Below are 14,274 nucleotides of genomic sequence, written 5' to 3' on the forward strand. Positions count from 1 at the left end.
CTCCTCATTGGACTAGGCCGGCTACGCCGACAGGCACATAACCCGACGACGACGTTTTGTCTCGCTTCGCGCCGCTTCCGGGGCAAGGAATCCGGTAAATCGCGCGGGTTCGGCACGGGACGGGCGCGTCGGCGCCCGGCCCGCGGGGCATGAACGGCCCGGACGGGCGCGGCATCGGCCGGCCCGTCGGGGCGCGTCAGGCTCAGGCCGGGCGGAAGCGGCGCGGCGGGCGACGCTCCTCGCGCGGGGCGCCCTCGCGGTGCTGCCCGTCGCGATGCTGGCCCTCGTGGCGGCCGCCCTCATGGCGCGGCTTGCCGCCCTCGTGCCGGGACTTGGTCTCGTGACGGTGGCCGTCGGGACGCCCCTCGGCGCGCACGAGCCCTTCGGGACGGCTGCGCTCGCGGCGCGGACCGTCGGCCCGGTGCGCGTCGGCGCGGTGGCCTTCGGTGCGCTGACCTTCGGCCCGGTGCCCCTCGCGGCGCGCCCCGTCATGACGCGAACCGTCCTGACGCGAACCGTCCTGACGCGCGCCGTCCTGGCGTTCGCCCTCGCGCGGGCCGCGCTCGGAGCGGAAGCCGCCCCGCTCGCCGCCGCGCTGGAACGGGCGCTCGCCCTCGGGACGCGGCCCGCGGCGCCCGTCGCGCGGCGCGCCCCGGCCCTCGCCGCGATTCTCGCGCGGACCGCGCTCGCGGCCCTCGATGCCGGCTTCGCGCGGCGCGCCCTCGCGGCGCGGCGGGCGACGGTCCTCGGAGGGGATGGTGATGCGGATCAGGCGCTCGATTTCGCGCAGAAAGGCGCGCTCCTCGCCGTCGCAGAACGAGATGGCGATGCCCTCGCGGCCGGCGCGCGCAGTGCGGCCGATGCGGTGGACATAGCTCTCGGGCACGTTCGGCAGGTCGTAGTTCACGACATGGCTCACGCCCGGCACGTCGATGCCGCGGGCGGCGATGTCGGTCGCCACCAGCACCTTGACGCGGCCGTCGCGGAAGGCGGCGAGCGCGCGCTCGCGCTGCGGCTGCGACTTGTTGCCGTGGATCGCCTCGGCCGAGATGCCGGCCCCGGCGAGGCCCTTCACCACACGGTCGGCGCCGTGCTTGGTGCGCGAGAAGACGAGCGCGCGGTCGAGCCCTTCGCCCGAGAGCACCTCGACCAGCAGGTTCGGCTTGCCGGCGCGGTCGGTGAAGATGACCTTCTGCTCGATCTTGTCGGCGGTCTTGGCGACCGGGGTCACCGCCACGCGCACCGGATCGGTGAGGAGCTGGTCGGCGAGCTTCTCGATCTCCTTCGGCATGGTGGCCGAGAAGAACAGGTTGCGGCGCTTGGCCGGCAGCTTGGCGACGATGGCGCGGATGGCGTGGATGAAGCCCATGTCCAGCATCTGGTCGGCCTCGTCCAGCACGAACACCTCGATCATGTCGAGGCGCACCGCGCCGTTCTCGACGAGGTCCACCAGCCGGCCGGGGGTGGCGACCAGCACGTCGACGCCGCCGGCGAGCGAGCGGGCCTGCCGGCCGAGCGGCACGCCGCCGATGGCGAGCGCGGTGGAGGGACGCACATGGCGGCCATAGAGACGGAAGCTCTCGAGGATCTGGCCGGAAAGCTCGCGGGTCGGGCTCAGCACCAGCACCCGGGCGGAGCGGCGCTCAGGCCGGCGGCGCTGGGTGACGAGGTGATGCAGGATCGGCAGCGCGAAGGCGGCCGTCTTGCCGGTGCCCGTCTGGGCGATGCCGATGAGGTCGTGGCCGGCCAGCACCAGCGGCACGGCCTGGGCCTGAATCGGGGTGGGAACGGTGTGATCGGCCTCGGTAAGGGCCTTGACGATCGGCTCGGCAAGGCCAAGTTCGGCGAAAGTGTTCAAGCGACGTTCTTTCATAAGCGATCCCGGCCGCGCGCGCACAGGCGAGCGGACCGCGGATCACGAGGGTCCATAAGACACCCCGCGTGGCCTGGGACGTCGATGAATTGGGATGATGAGGGCTGATGACTGCCGCGGATGAACCGTAGCGGACGTCGAGCAACGCGGCCCCGATACGGACGAGCGCCCGTACACGGCGCCTATGTGGCCCAGATGGGTGTCGATTTCAAGGCGTTACCGTCCGCGTTATAAGGTTGAAGCATGTTTCCTGACGTCGTTGACCTCCGCAGCTTCTATGCCCAGCCCCTCGGCGTGGTGACGCGCCGGCTCATCGGACGCGCGATCCGCGCCCGATTCGACAATGTGCGTGGCCTGTCCGTGCTCGGCATCGGCTATGCGACGCCCTATCTCGGCGTGTTCCGCGAGGAGTGCGAGCGCACGCTCGCCTTCATGCCGGGCGCACAGGGGGTGACGCGCTGGCCCTCCGCCGCGCCCACGCTAGCCGCGCTGGTCGACGAGACCGAGCTGCCGCTGCGCGACGCCATGGTCGACCGCATCCTCGCCGTGCACCTGCTGGAGATGACCCCGGATGCCGAGGACATGCTGCGCGAGGCGTGGCGCGTGCTGGCGCCGGGCGGGCGGCTGCTGTGCGTGGTGCCGAACCGGCGCGGGGTCTGGGCGCGGGTCGACAACAACCCGTTCGGCCATGGCCGGCCGTTCTCGCGGGCGCAGATCACCGACCTGCTGCGCCGCGCCCTGTTCACGCCGGTCGGCTGGGGCGAGGCGCTCTACATGCCGCCGGTGGGGCGCAACTGGTTCCTGCGCTCGGCGGTGGCGTGGGAGCGGTCCGGCGCCACGCTGTCGCTGCCCTTCGCGGGCGTGCACATCGTCGAGGCCACCAAGCAGGTCTACAAACCCGTGCCGATGAAGCGCAAGAGCGCGCGCCTGCGCGTGCCCGTGCTGGAGCCGGTGCTGGCGCCGCAGCCGGCGGGCCTGCGTGGGTGAGGGCCGGGCGGGCGCCTCAGTCCTTGCGCGAGAGCAGGAACACGGCCTGCTCGCCGACCAGGTTCCACACCGACCAGGGCCAGTTGAAGCGCACCTTCTGGCCGTAGCCGTTCAGCGCCACCGCGTGGTCGATCCGCGCGCCGACCGCCTCCACCAGCCCGACGAAGTCGCGGATGGTGCAGAAATGGATGTTCGGCGTGTCGTACCAGCTATAGGGCAGGTTCTCGGTCGCCGGCATGCGCCCGTTCAGCAGCAGGTCGAGCCGCATGCGCCAGAAGCCGAAATTAGGGAACGAGACCACCGCGTGGCTGCCCACGCGCAGCATCTGCTCCAATACCCAGCGCGGCCGGCGGGTGGCCTGGATGGTCTGCGACAGGATCACGTAGTCGAAGGCGTTGTCGGGATAGTCGGCGAGGTCGATGTCGGCGTCGCCCTGGATCACCGCCAGCCCGCGCGACACGCTGGCGTTGACGCCCTCGCGCGAGAGCTCGATGCCGCGCGCGTCGCATTTGCGGCTCGTCGCCAGCAGCTCCATCAGCTCGCCGTCGCCGCAGCCGACGTCGAGCACGCGCGAGCCCGGCTGCACCATCTCGGCGATGGTGACGAGGTCGACGCGGGCGCCGGAATCGACGCGCGCCGCCTCCTTCATGGTGAGGTCGCGGGTCTTCGGGGCCCTGAAGCCGAAATCGCGCAGCGCCATCGAGAACCTCCCGCTCACCGTATGCCGACGCCGCGCGCCGCCGCGTCGAGGAAGCCGCGCGTGATCGCGAACAGCTCCGGCTCGTCGAGCAGGAAGGCGTCGTGGCCCTTGTCGGTCTCGATCTCGGCGAAGGAGACCGAGGCGCCGGCGGCATTCAGCGCATGCACCACGGCGCGCGAATCCGGCGTCGGGAACAGCCAGTCCGAGGTGAAGGAGATGAGGCAGAACCGGGTCGTGGTGCCGCGGAAGGCGTTGGCCAGCACGCCGCCATGCTCGGCCGCGAGGTCGAAATAGTCCATCGCCCGCGTGACGTAGAGATAGGAATTGGCGTCGAAGCGGTCGACGAAGGCCTCGCCCTGGTGGCGCAGATAGGATTCCACCTGGAAGTCGGCGTCGAAGCTGAAGGTGTGGCCGTCGCGGTCCTGCAGCCGGCGGCCGAACTTGCGGTGCAGCGAGCCGTCCGACATGTAGGTGATGTGCGCGGCCATGCGCGCGACCGAGAGCCCGCGGCGCGGGCTGGTGCCGGCGGCGAGGTAGCGCCCGCCCTGCCAGTCCGGATCGGCCATGACCGCCTGCCGCCCGACCTCGTGGAAGGCGATGTTCTGCGCCGAATGGCGCGCGGCGGTGGCGATCGGCATGGCGGCGAAGACGCGCTCGGGGTAGCTCGCCGCCCATTGCAGCACCTGCATGCCGCCCATGGAACCGCCGACCACCGCCAGCAGCCGCTCGATGCCGAGATGCTCGACCAGCATCGACTGGGCCCGCACCATGTCGCGGATGGTCACCACCGGGAAGTCGAGCCCGTAGGGCGCGCCGGTCGCCGGATTGGTCGAGGACGGGCCGGTGGTGCCGAGGCAGCCGCCGAGCACGTTCGAGCTGATGACGAAGAAGCGGTCGGTGTCGATCGGCTTGCCGGGCCCGATCAGCGTCTCCCACCAGCCCGGCTTGCCGGTGACGGGATGGACGTTGGCCGCGTGCTGGTCGGCGGTGAGGGCGTGGCAGACCATGATGGCGTTGGAGCGCGCCGCGTTCAGCGTGCCATAGGTCTGGTAGCCGATCTGGAACGGGCTCAGCACGGCGCCGGAATCGAGCCGCAGCGGCCTGTCCGCGCCGAAGCGCACCACCGGGGAATGGGGATGATCGGCCTCCCCGCGCGCCGGCTCGGCGATGCGGGCGCCGGGACTGAGCGTGACGCTGTCTGCCATCTTTACCGTCCTACCGGACGAAGAGTTCGTTTTATCGAACGATCCAAATGATCCGACCGTGCCGGCTTGTCAATATCGGGTAGGGCCAGATTTTGTTTTGCGCGCGGCGCGCGCGGCGCTAGGACATCCGCCCATGGACACGAAAACCGACAGCGGGGTCAAGCGGCCCGCCGCGGAGGCCGCCTCGTCCGTCGCGCCGGCCGGCGCGACGGTGGACCTCGCGGCGCTGCGCGCCGAGATCGACCGCATCGACGCGGGCATGCACGCCCTGCTGATCGAGCGCGGCGAGATCATCGACCGGCTGGTCGAGGTGAAGCGCTCGCGCGGCGCCGAGGGCGGCTCGGCCTTCCGCCCGGCGCGCGAGGCCTCGATGATGCGCCACATCGTCGACCGGCACCGCGGCATCCTCCCGCTCGACACGGTCGAGGGCATATGGCGGGTCATCATCTCGACCTTCACCTATGTGCAGGCGCCCTACGCGGTCCATGCGGACCTCGCCACCGGCGAGGCGGCGATGCGCGACACGGCGCGCTTCCATTTCGGCTTCACCGTGCCCTTCGTCGCCCATATGGGCGCGTCCGGCGTGGTGGCGGCGGTCGCCGGCTCGAAGGGCGACCTCGGCCTTGTACCGGCCTTCGCCGCGCCCGCCACCGGCGCCTGGTGGACGGCGCTGGAGAGCGAGAGCGCGCCCAAGATCATCGCCCGCCTGCCCTTCGTCGAGCGTGCCGACCACCCCGCCGGCCTGCCGGTATTCTGCATCGCCCATCCGGTGACGGACGGGGCGGTGACCGAGGTCGAGACCTGGAGCCTGCATGTCGCCGGCTGGACCGCGCAGGCGGCGCGCGCGCTCGCCCCGCTGGCCGAGGTGCTGGCCGTGCCCGACCGCAGCCTCGACGGCGCGGCGCTGCTGGCCTCGATCCCGCTCGGCGGCGAGGTGGGGCTCGACACGGTGCTGGCGGCGCTGCGGGCCTCGGGCGCCTCGGTGCGCTCGGCCGCCCTCGTCGGCAGCCATGCCAGCCGCTATACCCACCCCCCGCAGCCCGAGCCGGCCCATCCGGCCGCGAAGGGCTGACGGCTTTCCCCCCGCCCTCTTCCCCCGGAGTTCCCCCGATGTCGTCCGCGTCCGCCCCCAGCCGTCCCGTCCCGCGTCCCGGGGTGCAGGCGATCGAGGCCTATGTGCCGGGCAAGGCGGAAGCGGGCGCCGGCGTGAAGGTCTACAAGCTCTCGGCCAACGAGACGCCGATCGGCCCCAGCCCGAAGGCGATGGAGGCGTTCCGCGCCGCTGCCGCGCTCGAATTCTACCCCGACGGCTCCTCGACGAAGCTGCGCGAGGCGATCGGCGCCGCCTACGGGCTCGACCCGGCCCGGATCGTCTGCGGCACCGGCTCGGACGAACTGATCACCCTCACCACGCTGGCCTTCGCCGGGCCGGGCGACGAGGTGCTCTATTCGCAGTACGGCTTCCTGGTCTACCGGATCGCCACGCTGGCGGCCGGCGCGACGCCGGTGGTGGCGCCGGAGAAGGACTATCACAGCGACGTCGACGCGCTGCTGGCGGCGGTGAGCGAACGCACGCGCATCGTCTTCCTCGCCAACCCGAACAACCCGACCGGCACCTACATCCCGGCCGAGGAGGTGCGCCGGCTGCAGCGCGGCCTGCCGCCGCATGTGCTGCTGGCGCTCGATTCGGCCTATGCCGAATATGTCCACCGCGAGGATTACGAGGCGGGCACCGAGCTCGCCGAGAGCTGCGCCAACGTCGTGATGCTGCGCACCTTCTCCAAGATCCACGGCCTCGCCAGCCTGCGCGTGGGCTGGCTCTACGGGCCGGCCGAGGTGGTGGACGCGGTGAACCGCATCCGCGGCGCCTTCAACGTCTCCGCGCCCGGCATCGCCGCGGCGACGGCGGCGGTGGGCGACACCGCCCATGTCGAAGCGGCGGTGGCGCATAACGATGTGTGGCTGCCCTGGTTGACCGAGCAGCTCACCGCGCTCGGGCTCGACGTCACGCCGAGCGTGGCGAACTTCCTGCTGGTGCATTTCCCCGACGAGCCGGGCCGGACCGCGCGCGAGGCCGACGCCTTCCTGATGCAGCGCGGGCTGATCCTGCGCCGGGTCGATGCCTACGGCCTGCCGGGGGCGCTGCGTCTCACCGTCGGCACCGAGGAGGCGAACCGGCTGCTGGTTGACGCGCTCTCCGCATTCATGGGCCGCAACGCGCCGGCCGAAGCGAGCGCGGGCCATGGTGCTTGATCCGCCGCTGGCGCGCCCGCTGCTCGGGCGCCTCGTCGTCATCGGCATCGGCCTGATCGGCTCGTCGATCCTGCGCGCGGCGGGCGCGCGAAGCCTCGCCGGCACGCTGGTCGCCTATGACGCGGCCGAGGCGGTGCGCGCGCGCGTCGGCGAGCTCGGCATCGCCGATGAGGTGGCCGCGACCCCGGCCGAGGCGGTGGCCGACGCGGACATCGTCATATTGTGCGTGCCGGTCGGCGCCATGGGCGCGGCCGCCGAGGCGATCGCGCCGCATCTGAAGCCCGGCGCCATCGTCTCCGACGTCGGCTCGGTGAAGGGCGCGGTGTTCACCGCGCTGCGCGCGCACCTGCCCGAAGGCGTGCACATCATTCCCGGCCATCCGGTGGCGGGTACCGAATATTCCGGCCCCGATGCGGGCTTTGCCACCCTGTTCCGGAACCGCTGGTCGATCCTCACCCCGCCGGAGGACGCGGACCCCGACGCGGTGGCGCGGCTCACCGGGCTGTGGACCGCGATGGGCGCCAATGTCGAGACCATGAGCGTGGAGCACCACGATCTGGTGCTCGCCATCACCTCGCACGTGCCGCACCTGATCGCCTACAACATCGTCGGCACGGCGGCGGACCTCGAGGAGGTCACGCAGTCCGAGGTGATCAAGTACTCGGCCGGCGGCTTCCGCGACTTCACCCGCATCGCGGCCTCCGACCCGACCATGTGGCGCGACGTGTTCCTCAACAACCGCGAGGCGGTGCTCGAGGTGCTGGGCCGCTTCACCGAGGACCTGATCGCGCTGCAGCGGGCGATCCGCTGGGCCGAGGGCGACAAGCTGTTCGAGCTGTTCACCCGCACCCGCGCCATCCGCCGCTCGATCATCGAGATCGGCCAGGAGACGGCGGCGCCGGATTTCGGCCGCGAGCGGGGGTGACCATGGCGTCGGCGCCCCCCGCGCCGATTCTCTTGCCGAAAGGTTGCCCGATGAAAATGACCGCCGCCGCCGCGCTGACCCTCGCTCTTCTTGCCGCGCCCGCGGCCCGGGCGCAGGGCGTCGATTCGCTCACCGGCCGCGTCTGGGTCGAGGCCAATCCGGCGAACAAGATGCCCGGCACGATGCTCGTCTTCTTCACCGACGGCACGCTCTTGATGGATTCGTGCTGGGAGACCTACGCCCTGCGCAAATGGACGCGCACCGCGCCGAACGCCGTCTCGTGGGACGAAGATGGCGCGAGGGTCTCGGCTACCGTCACCAAGCTCACCGCCACCGATCTCACCCTGAAGGTGAAGGCCGGTCCTGACGTGGTGGAGCACCGCTATTCGCGCCCCAAGGTGCCGTTCGTCTGCCCGAATATGAAGCGTTAGGGTGCCGTCCATCTGGCCACGAAGACAACACAGGCCGATCGCATCCTCTCCCGCGGCAGGCGTGATCGCTTGTCGACAGAGGAGGCACCCATGAAGTCGAAGCTTCACGACCCGGTGTTCCAAGACCCCAGCGACAACACGAATCCGGGCACGCAAATCCTCGATAACAAGATCATCGGAAATGGCTCGGCGGCGCGTGCCGGCGACATTCAGGGCGATGGCGGGCCAATCGACGGCACGATCGTCGGAGATGGCGCTCGGGCCAAGCGCGCGAAGGCGGCAGGGCAGTCCACAACGATGAACATGAGCAAGATCATCGGCAACGGATGACGGCCCCGAGACGTATCGTGGTCGTATCGCCGTGAGATAAAAATGCCCGGCATCATGCCGGGCATTTCAAGTTCGTTAGCCGGGTCAGGAGCCTTGCGGCGCCTCACCCCGTCGTCGGCATGACGAACTGGGCGCCCTCGCGGATGCCGGTCGGCCATCGGGCGGTGGTGGTCTTCATCTTGGTATAGAAGCCCACGCCCTCCATGCCGTAGACGTTGCGGTCGCCGAACACCGAGCGCTTCCAGCCGCCGAAGGAATGGAACGCCACCGGCACCGGGATCGGCACGTTGATGCCGATCATGCCCGCCTTGGCGTCGCGGTCGAAGGCGCGGGCGGAATCACCGTCGCGGGTGAAGATGGCGGCGCCGTTGCCGTACTCGTGGTCGTTGACCAGCTTCAGCGCCTCGTCGAAGCGGTCGACGCGGACCACCGAAAGGACGGGGCCGAAGATCTCTTCCTTGTAGATCTTCATCTGCGGCGTCACCCGGTCGAACAGGCAGCCGCCGATGAAGTAGCCGTCCTCGTAGCCCTGCAGCTTCAGGCCGCGCCCGTCGACCACCAGCTCGGCGCCCTCGGCGACGCCAGTGTCGACATAGCCCGAGACCTTGGCGAGGTGCTCTTTCGTCACCAGCGGGCCCATCTCGCTGTCGCGGTCGAGGCCGGGGCCAACCTTCAGCCCGCGCACCTTCGGCACCAGCTTCTCCATCAGCGCGTCGCCCACGCCCCCGACCGCCACCGCGACCGAGACCGCCATGCAGCGCTCGCCGGCCGAGCCGTAGCCCGCGCCCATCAGCGCGTCGACGGTCTTGTCGAGGTCGGCGTCGGGCATGACGACGAGGTGGTTCTTCGCCCCGCACAGCGCCTGCGCGCGCTTTCCGTGCGCGGCGGCGGTCTTGTAGACATACTCGCCGATCGCGGTGGAGCCGACGAAGCTCACCGCCGCGACGTCGGGATGCGTCAGCAGCGCGTCGACCGCCTCCTTGTCGCCCTGCACCACGTTGAACACGCCGGCCGGCAGCCCGGCCTCGGCCAGCAGCTCGGCCAGCATCAGCGAGGCGGTCGGGTCCTTCTCGGAGGGCTTGAGCACGAAGGTGTTGCCGCAGGCGAGCGCCACCGGGAACATCCACATCGGCACCATGGCCGGGAAGTTGAACGGGGTGATGCCCGCGACCACGCCTACCGGGTGGCGGGCGGAGAACACGTCGACCCCGCGCGCGACCTGCTCGGTGAAGTCGCCGCGCATCAGGTGCGGGATGCCGCAGGCGAACTCGACCACCTCGATGCCGCGCGTGACCTCGCCCTTGGCGTCCTCGAAGGTCTTGCCGTGCTCCTTCGTGATCGCGGTGGCGATCGCGTCGATGTCGCGGTCCAGCAGCGCCTTGAACTTGAACAGGATGCGCGCGCGGGTCAGCGGCGGGGTGTCGGCCCAGGCGGGGAAGGCGCCGGCGGCCGCGGCGACCGCCTCGCCCGTCGTCGCGGCGGAGGCGAGCAGCACCTCGCCGGACTGGGCGCCGGTGGACGGATCGAAGACCGGGGCGCTGCGGCCCGTGGTGGTGGCAAGCCTGCCGCCGATGTAATGACCGATGACCGCCATCGCGACCTCTCCTAAGGGCAAATTCGGGCATGACCCAGCGGGCATGCGCGCGGGAATGGGATGGCAGCGTTGTGCTTGTTGAAACTTCTCACTTCAACGGCCATGATTTCCCATCCGTTGTGCACGGAAAGGCCAAATCGGGCTCATGGACTGGGATCACCTGCGCATCTTCCTCGCCGTGGCGCGCGCCGGCCAGATGCTGGCGGCGGCGCGCCAGCTCGGGCTCGACCATGCCACGGTCGGGCGCCGGCTCGGCGCGCTCGAGGCCAGCCTCGGCGCCAAGCTGCTGGAGCGGCGCACCACCGGCAGCGAGCTCACCCCCGCCGGCGAGCGGCTGCTCGTCCATGCCGAGCGGGTGGAGACGCAGATGCTGCAGGCGCAGGCGGCGCTCGGCAATGTCGACCTCGCGCTTGCCGGCACGGTGCGGATCGGCGCGCCGGACGGGTTCGGCACCTATTTCCTCGCCTCCCGGCTCGGGCGCCTCGCCGAGGAGCATCCGGGGCTGACGATCCAGCTCGCGCCGCTGCCGCGCAGCTTCTCGCTGCCCAAGCGCGAAGTGGACATCGCGGTCACGCTGCAGCGCCCGGCCGAGGGGCGGCTGGTGGCGCGCAAGCTCACCGACTACAGCCTCAGCGTCTACGCCTCGCGCGACTATCTCGCCCGCACCGGGCCGATCGACCGGCTGGCCGACCTCAACGGAAGGCTGCTGGTGACCTATGTCGCCGACCTCGTCTACAGCCCGGCGCTCGACTATTTCGAGGCGCTGCGCGAGATCGAGGCGCGGCGGCTGGAATGCGCCAGCGTGGTCGGGCAGATGGAGGCGGTGCGCGCCGGCGCCGGGGTCGGCATCCTGCACGACTATGCCGCGCGCGGTCACGAGGAGCTGGTGCCGCTGCTGCCGGAGCTGAGCTTCCGGCGCGCCTACTGGCTCGTCACCCATGCCGACATCCACGAATTGCGGCGCATCCGCGAGGTGGAGGGCTTCATCGTCGCGGCGGTGCGCGAGACGCGGCACCTGTTCGTGTCCGCGCCGGCGGCGTCAGCGCAGGCCGAAGCCGGATAGCAGGCTGCGCACCCGCGCCAGCTCGGCATTGAGGAAGATGCGGAAGGGCGGGCCGATCAGCACGTCGCTCGACCAGCTGTACTGGAACAGCGCGGCGCGCCAGGCGAGGCTCGCGAGCATGCGCCCGACCATCGCCTGCAGGCGGGCGGCGTCCGCCGCGTCGACGCCGGGCGGCGCGAACACGCCGCGCCAGTTGGAGATCTCGATGTCGGCGCCCTGCTCGAAGCAGGTGGGAATGGCGATGCCGGGCAGGCGCTGCGGCGAGGAGATGGCCAGCCCGCGCAGCCGGCCGATCGCGATGTCGTCCTGCAGCGCGCTGAGGCTGTCCACCACGCAGTCGGCCCCGCCGGACGTCACATAGTCGACCGCGCCCTTGCCGCCGACGAAGGCGCGGTAGGGAATGGCGCTCGCGCGGACGCCGGCCGCGCGACCGATCAGGCCGACGAACAGATGGTCGACATTGCCGCGATTGCCGCCGGCGAAGCTGACCGAGCCGGGATGGTGGGCCAGCTCGGCGAGGATATCGCGCAGGGAATCGGTCTCCGAGTCATGCGCGACCGCAAGCACCATGTACTCGTTGGTCAGCCGGGCGATCGGCGTGAGGCGGGAGAGATCGGCGGGGACGCGGCCGAGCAGCACGGCGCCGATCATGCCGAGCCCGCCGACGAGCAGCGTGTCGGGCCGGCCGTGATAGCGGGTGAGGAAATCGGCGATGCCGGCGGCGGCGCCTGCGGTTTCGTAGAGCAGCCCGACATCGGCGACCGCGCCGCTCTCGATCAGGCTTTCCTGCATCGCTCTTGCCGTGCGGTCCCATCCGCCGCCCCGGGTCGAGGGGACGAACAGCGTCAGCGGGTCGAGCGCCGGGGGCCCGGGCTGGCCCCGGGCCGCTTGCGTCCCCGCGAGCGTCGCGGCCGCTCCGGCAATGAACAGGCGACGGTCCATAAGTTCTTGCGTATTCAAAGCCTGCGCCACTGCCGCGGAAAGGTCGACCCCGGCCGGCATAACCTTTCGTAAGGGCAGGCGCCAAGGGTTCACGCGTGGCACCGGTGCTTCGGCGCCCGGGTGTCACATGAACAACACGAAATTCGTGTGAAACTATACTATAGTACTACAGTCTCTCCTGTCCACGCGCGGGATGCGCGCGGAGCAGCCTCGCCCCGACCTGCGGCGAGGTTAAGACACGATTGCGGGAGGAGCGGGCGGCAGCGGCCGGGCGGATTCAGGCGCTCGCGCGCGAAGCCGTCCCGTCGCGCTCGGCGCGGCTGCGGACCAGGAAATCCACCAGCGAGCGGCCGGCGCCGCGAATGTGCTCGCGGGTCAGCTCGGCCGCGCGGGTGGCATCGCGCGCCTCGCAGGCGGCGAGGATCGCCTCGTGCTCGCGCCGCGCGCGCTCCATGCCGTCGGTCATGACGAGCTGGATCCGCGAGTAGCGGTCGACCCGGTCCAGCGCCGCGTTGATGGCCTGCAGGAAATAGGGGCGGTTGGCGGCCTCATAGAGCGCGTAGTGGAAGTCGCGGTTGAGTTCGCCCCAGTGCACGCTGTCGGGCTCGCTCGCGAAGGCGGCCGCGATCTGCCGCGCCCGGCGCAGCGCCTCGTCCGTCATGCGCGGCACCGAGGCCTTCAGCATCTCCGGCTCCAGCAGCGCGCGGTACTCGAAGATCTCGCTCACCTCCTCGGTCGAGAGGGTGGTGACGACGGCGCCGCGATAGCGCTGGGTCGAGACGAGGCCCTGTTCCTCGAGCCGGGTCAGCGCCTCGCGCACCGGGATGCGGCTGACGTTGAACATGCGCGCGATGCGGTCCTGGCGCAGCGCCTCGCCCTCCGTCAGGTCGCCCTTGACGATGGCTTCGCGCAGCGCCTCGAAGATCACCTCCGAGGCGGACGCCATCTGGCCGATATCGACGGACCGGACCTTCATCGCCTCATCCTCTCCCGAACTCAAAAAAGGATATTGCAAATTGGATCCAAAAAACAGATGCTCAGGCCGAAATCCCCATCACCGCAGGAGCTGACCCATGTGGGCAGGTGTGCTTCCGGCCGTTACCGCCAAGTTCACCGAGGCTGGCGCCCTCGATCACAAGGAGATGGAGCGCTGCTTCGCGCGCCAGATCGCGGCGGGCGTCGACGGGCTGATCGTCAACGGCTCGCTCGGCGAGGGGCCGATGCTCTCCCATGACGAGCGGCTCGAGGTGCTGGCGCTCGCCCAGTCGGTGGCCGGCGCCCGCCCGGTGCTGATGACCATCGCGGACGCGGCGACGCGCGACTGCGCAACGCTCGCCTCCCGCGCCGCCAGGGCCGGCGCCTCGGGCCTGATGGTGGTGCCGAGCCTCGTCTACCACACCAACCCGAAGGAAACGGTCGCCACGCTGAAGGCGGTGGCCGAGGCGGGCGACCTGCCGGTGATGATCTATTCCAACCGCATCGCCTACCGGGTCGACGTGACGGTCGAGATCCTGGAGGAGCTGGCGAAGGATTCCCGCTTCGTCGCGATCAAGGAATCCTCCGACGACATCCGCCGCACCACCGACATCATCAACGCACTGGGCGAGCGCTATGACGTGTTCACCGGCGTCGACAACCTCGCCTTCGAGGCGCTGGCGGTGGGCGCGGTGGGCTGGGTCGCCGGCCTCGTCATCGCCTTCCCGGAGGAGACGGTCGCGATCTACCGGCTGATGAAGGCCGGGCGCTATGCCGAGGCGCTGGCGATCTACCGCTGGTTCCGCCCGCTGCTCGACCTCGACGTGTCGAGCTACCTGGTGCAGAACCTGAAGCTGGTCGAGGCGCTGGTGACCGGCACCACCGAGCATGTGCGCGCCCCGCGCCTGCCGCTGGAAGGCGAGCAGCGCGCCAAGGTCGAGAAGATCGTCGCCGAGGCGCTGGCCACCCGGCCGCTGCTCGCCAAGGCGGCGTGAC

14 protein-coding genes are annotated in these 14,274 nt (G+C 70.6%); 8 read left to right on the forward strand and 6 right to left on the reverse strand.

From position 1 onward, the window contains the following. Positions 1-202 precede the first annotated feature (202 nt). On the reverse strand, positions 203-1,873 hold the full coding sequence (locus NVS89_RS08670; protein WP_258732212.1) for a DEAD/DEAH box helicase: 1,671 nt from the start codon (positions 1,871-1,873) through the stop codon (positions 203-205). Positions 1,874-2,116: 243 nt separating this feature from the next. Here NVS89_RS08670 and NVS89_RS08675 point away from each other — a divergent pair, with 243 nt between their 5' ends. After that, the gene (locus NVS89_RS08675) at positions 2,117-2,860 is read left to right on the forward strand and encodes a class I SAM-dependent methyltransferase (protein ID WP_258732213.1); all 744 of its coding nucleotides are present in this window, start codon (positions 2,117-2,119) and stop codon (positions 2,858-2,860) included. Between the two features lie 16 nt (positions 2,861-2,876). On the opposite strand, the gene metW is transcribed toward NVS89_RS08675, so the two are convergent. Both metW and metX read right to left on the reverse strand, forming a co-directional pair. Beyond that, positions 2,877-3,560, reverse strand: a complete 684-nt coding sequence (gene metW, locus NVS89_RS08680) for a methionine biosynthesis protein MetW (RefSeq protein ID WP_374114544.1) — start codon at positions 3,558-3,560, stop codon at positions 2,877-2,879. A gap of 14 nt (positions 3,561-3,574) precedes the next feature. Next, positions 3,575-4,765 carry a homoserine O-acetyltransferase MetX gene (metX, locus tag NVS89_RS08685; protein WP_258732214.1) on the reverse strand — a complete coding sequence of 397 codons (1,191 nt, stop codon included), beginning with the start codon at positions 4,763-4,765 and terminating at the stop codon, positions 3,575-3,577. Between the two features lie 133 nt (positions 4,766-4,898). On the opposite strand from metX, the gene NVS89_RS08690 reads away from it, so the two are divergent. From NVS89_RS08690 to NVS89_RS08710, 5 genes are all read left to right on the forward strand, one after another. Then, entirely contained in the window at positions 4,899-5,837 is a 939-nt protein-coding gene (locus NVS89_RS08690; RefSeq protein ID WP_258732215.1) for a chorismate mutase, read from the forward strand. 38 nt (positions 5,838-5,875) lie between these two features. Then, a complete protein-coding gene (locus NVS89_RS08695) occupies positions 5,876-7,018 on the forward strand; it encodes a pyridoxal phosphate-dependent aminotransferase (protein ID WP_258732216.1) in 1,143 nt (380 codons plus the stop codon). After that, positions 7,008-7,943, forward strand: a complete 936-nt coding sequence (locus NVS89_RS08700; protein WP_258732217.1) for a prephenate/arogenate dehydrogenase family protein — start codon at positions 7,008-7,010, stop codon at positions 7,941-7,943. The genes NVS89_RS08695 and NVS89_RS08700 overlap by 11 nt, the downstream gene beginning before the upstream one ends. Positions 7,944-7,993: 50 nt before the next feature. Next, the gene (locus NVS89_RS08705; RefSeq protein WP_258732218.1) at positions 7,994-8,374 is read left to right on the forward strand and encodes a hypothetical protein; all 381 of its coding nucleotides are present in this window, start codon (positions 7,994-7,996) and stop codon (positions 8,372-8,374) included. A gap of 90 nt (positions 8,375-8,464) precedes the next feature. Then, the gene (locus NVS89_RS08710) at positions 8,465-8,704 is read left to right on the forward strand and encodes a hypothetical protein (protein WP_258732219.1); all 240 of its coding nucleotides are present in this window, start codon (positions 8,465-8,467) and stop codon (positions 8,702-8,704) included. A gap of 103 nt (positions 8,705-8,807) precedes the next feature. Here the strand turns inward: NVS89_RS08710 and NVS89_RS08715 are convergent, their stop codons facing one another. Further along, positions 8,808-10,298: a CoA-acylating methylmalonate-semialdehyde dehydrogenase gene (locus NVS89_RS08715; protein WP_258732220.1), complete on the reverse strand. Its 1,491-nt coding sequence runs from the start codon at positions 10,296-10,298 to the stop codon at positions 8,808-8,810. A 145-nt stretch (positions 10,299-10,443) separates the two neighbouring features. Between NVS89_RS08715 and NVS89_RS08720 the strand changes: the two genes are divergently transcribed. Next, positions 10,444-11,361, forward strand: coding sequence for a LysR family transcriptional regulator (locus tag NVS89_RS08720; protein ID WP_258732221.1), 918 nt, complete (start codon positions 10,444-10,446; stop codon positions 11,359-11,361). On the opposite strand, the gene NVS89_RS08725 is transcribed toward NVS89_RS08720, so the two are convergent. Both NVS89_RS08725 and NVS89_RS08730 read right to left on the reverse strand, forming a co-directional pair. Then, complete coding sequence (locus NVS89_RS08725; protein ID WP_258732222.1) at positions 11,338-12,303, reverse strand: tripartite tricarboxylate transporter substrate binding protein; 966 nt, start codon at positions 12,301-12,303, stop codon at positions 11,338-11,340. The genes NVS89_RS08720 and NVS89_RS08725 overlap by 24 nt on opposite strands. Positions 12,304-12,580: 277 nt before the next feature. After that, positions 12,581-13,279 (reverse strand): GntR family transcriptional regulator, encoded by a 699-nt coding sequence (locus NVS89_RS08730; protein WP_258732224.1) that lies wholly within the window; start codon positions 13,277-13,279, stop codon positions 12,581-12,583. A 97-nt stretch (positions 13,280-13,376) separates the two neighbouring features. Here NVS89_RS08730 and NVS89_RS08735 point away from each other — a divergent pair, with 97 nt between their 5' ends. Continuing rightward, positions 13,377-14,273: a dihydrodipicolinate synthase family protein gene (locus tag NVS89_RS08735; protein ID WP_258732225.1), complete on the forward strand. Its 897-nt coding sequence runs from the start codon at positions 13,377-13,379 to the stop codon at positions 14,271-14,273. Position 14,274: the final 1 nt, after the last annotated feature.

It is taken from the genome of Ancylobacter mangrovi (genome assembly GCF_024752355.1).
Taxonomy (GTDB): Bacteria; Pseudomonadota; Alphaproteobacteria; order Rhizobiales; family Xanthobacteraceae; genus Ancylobacter; species Ancylobacter mangrovi.

Coding starts and splice junctions, on each gene's coding strand:
- NVS89_RS08690 (WP_258732215.1), top strand. CDS start 4,899: ATGGACACGAAAACCGACAGCGGGGTCAAGCGGCCCGCCGCGGAGGCC.
- NVS89_RS08720 (WP_258732221.1), top strand. CDS start 10,444: ATGGACTGGGATCACCTGCGCATCTTCCTCGCCGTGGCGCGCGCCGGC.
- NVS89_RS08725 (WP_258732222.1), bottom strand. CDS start 12,303: ATGGACCGTCGCCTGTTCATTGCCGGAGCGGCCGCGACGCTCGCGGGG.
- NVS89_RS08710 (WP_258732219.1), top strand. CDS start 8,465: ATGAAGTCGAAGCTTCACGACCCGGTGTTCCAAGACCCCAGCGACAAC.
- NVS89_RS08730 (WP_258732224.1), bottom strand. CDS start 13,279: ATGAAGGTCCGGTCCGTCGATATCGGCCAGATGGCGTCCGCCTCGGAG.
- NVS89_RS08700 (WP_258732217.1), top strand. CDS start 7,008: ATGGTGCTTGATCCGCCGCTGGCGCGCCCGCTGCTCGGGCGCCTCGTC.
- NVS89_RS08670 (WP_258732212.1), bottom strand. CDS start 1,873: ATGAAAGAACGTCGCTTGAACACTTTCGCCGAACTTGGCCTTGCCGAG.
- NVS89_RS08695 (WP_258732216.1), top strand. CDS start 5,876: ATGTCGTCCGCGTCCGCCCCCAGCCGTCCCGTCCCGCGTCCCGGGGTG.
- NVS89_RS08735 (WP_258732225.1), top strand. CDS start 13,377: ATGTGGGCAGGTGTGCTTCCGGCCGTTACCGCCAAGTTCACCGAGGCT.
- metW (WP_374114544.1), bottom strand. CDS start 3,560: ATGGCGCTGCGCGATTTCGGCTTCAGGGCCCCGAAGACCCGCGACCTC.
- metX (WP_258732214.1), bottom strand. CDS start 4,765: ATGGCAGACAGCGTCACGCTCAGTCCCGGCGCCCGCATCGCCGAGCCG.
- NVS89_RS08675 (WP_258732213.1), top strand. CDS start 2,117: ATGTTTCCTGACGTCGTTGACCTCCGCAGCTTCTATGCCCAGCCCCTC.
- NVS89_RS08705 (WP_258732218.1), top strand. CDS start 7,994: ATGAAAATGACCGCCGCCGCCGCGCTGACCCTCGCTCTTCTTGCCGCG.
- NVS89_RS08715 (WP_258732220.1), bottom strand. CDS start 10,298: ATGGCGGTCATCGGTCATTACATCGGCGGCAGGCTTGCCACCACCACG.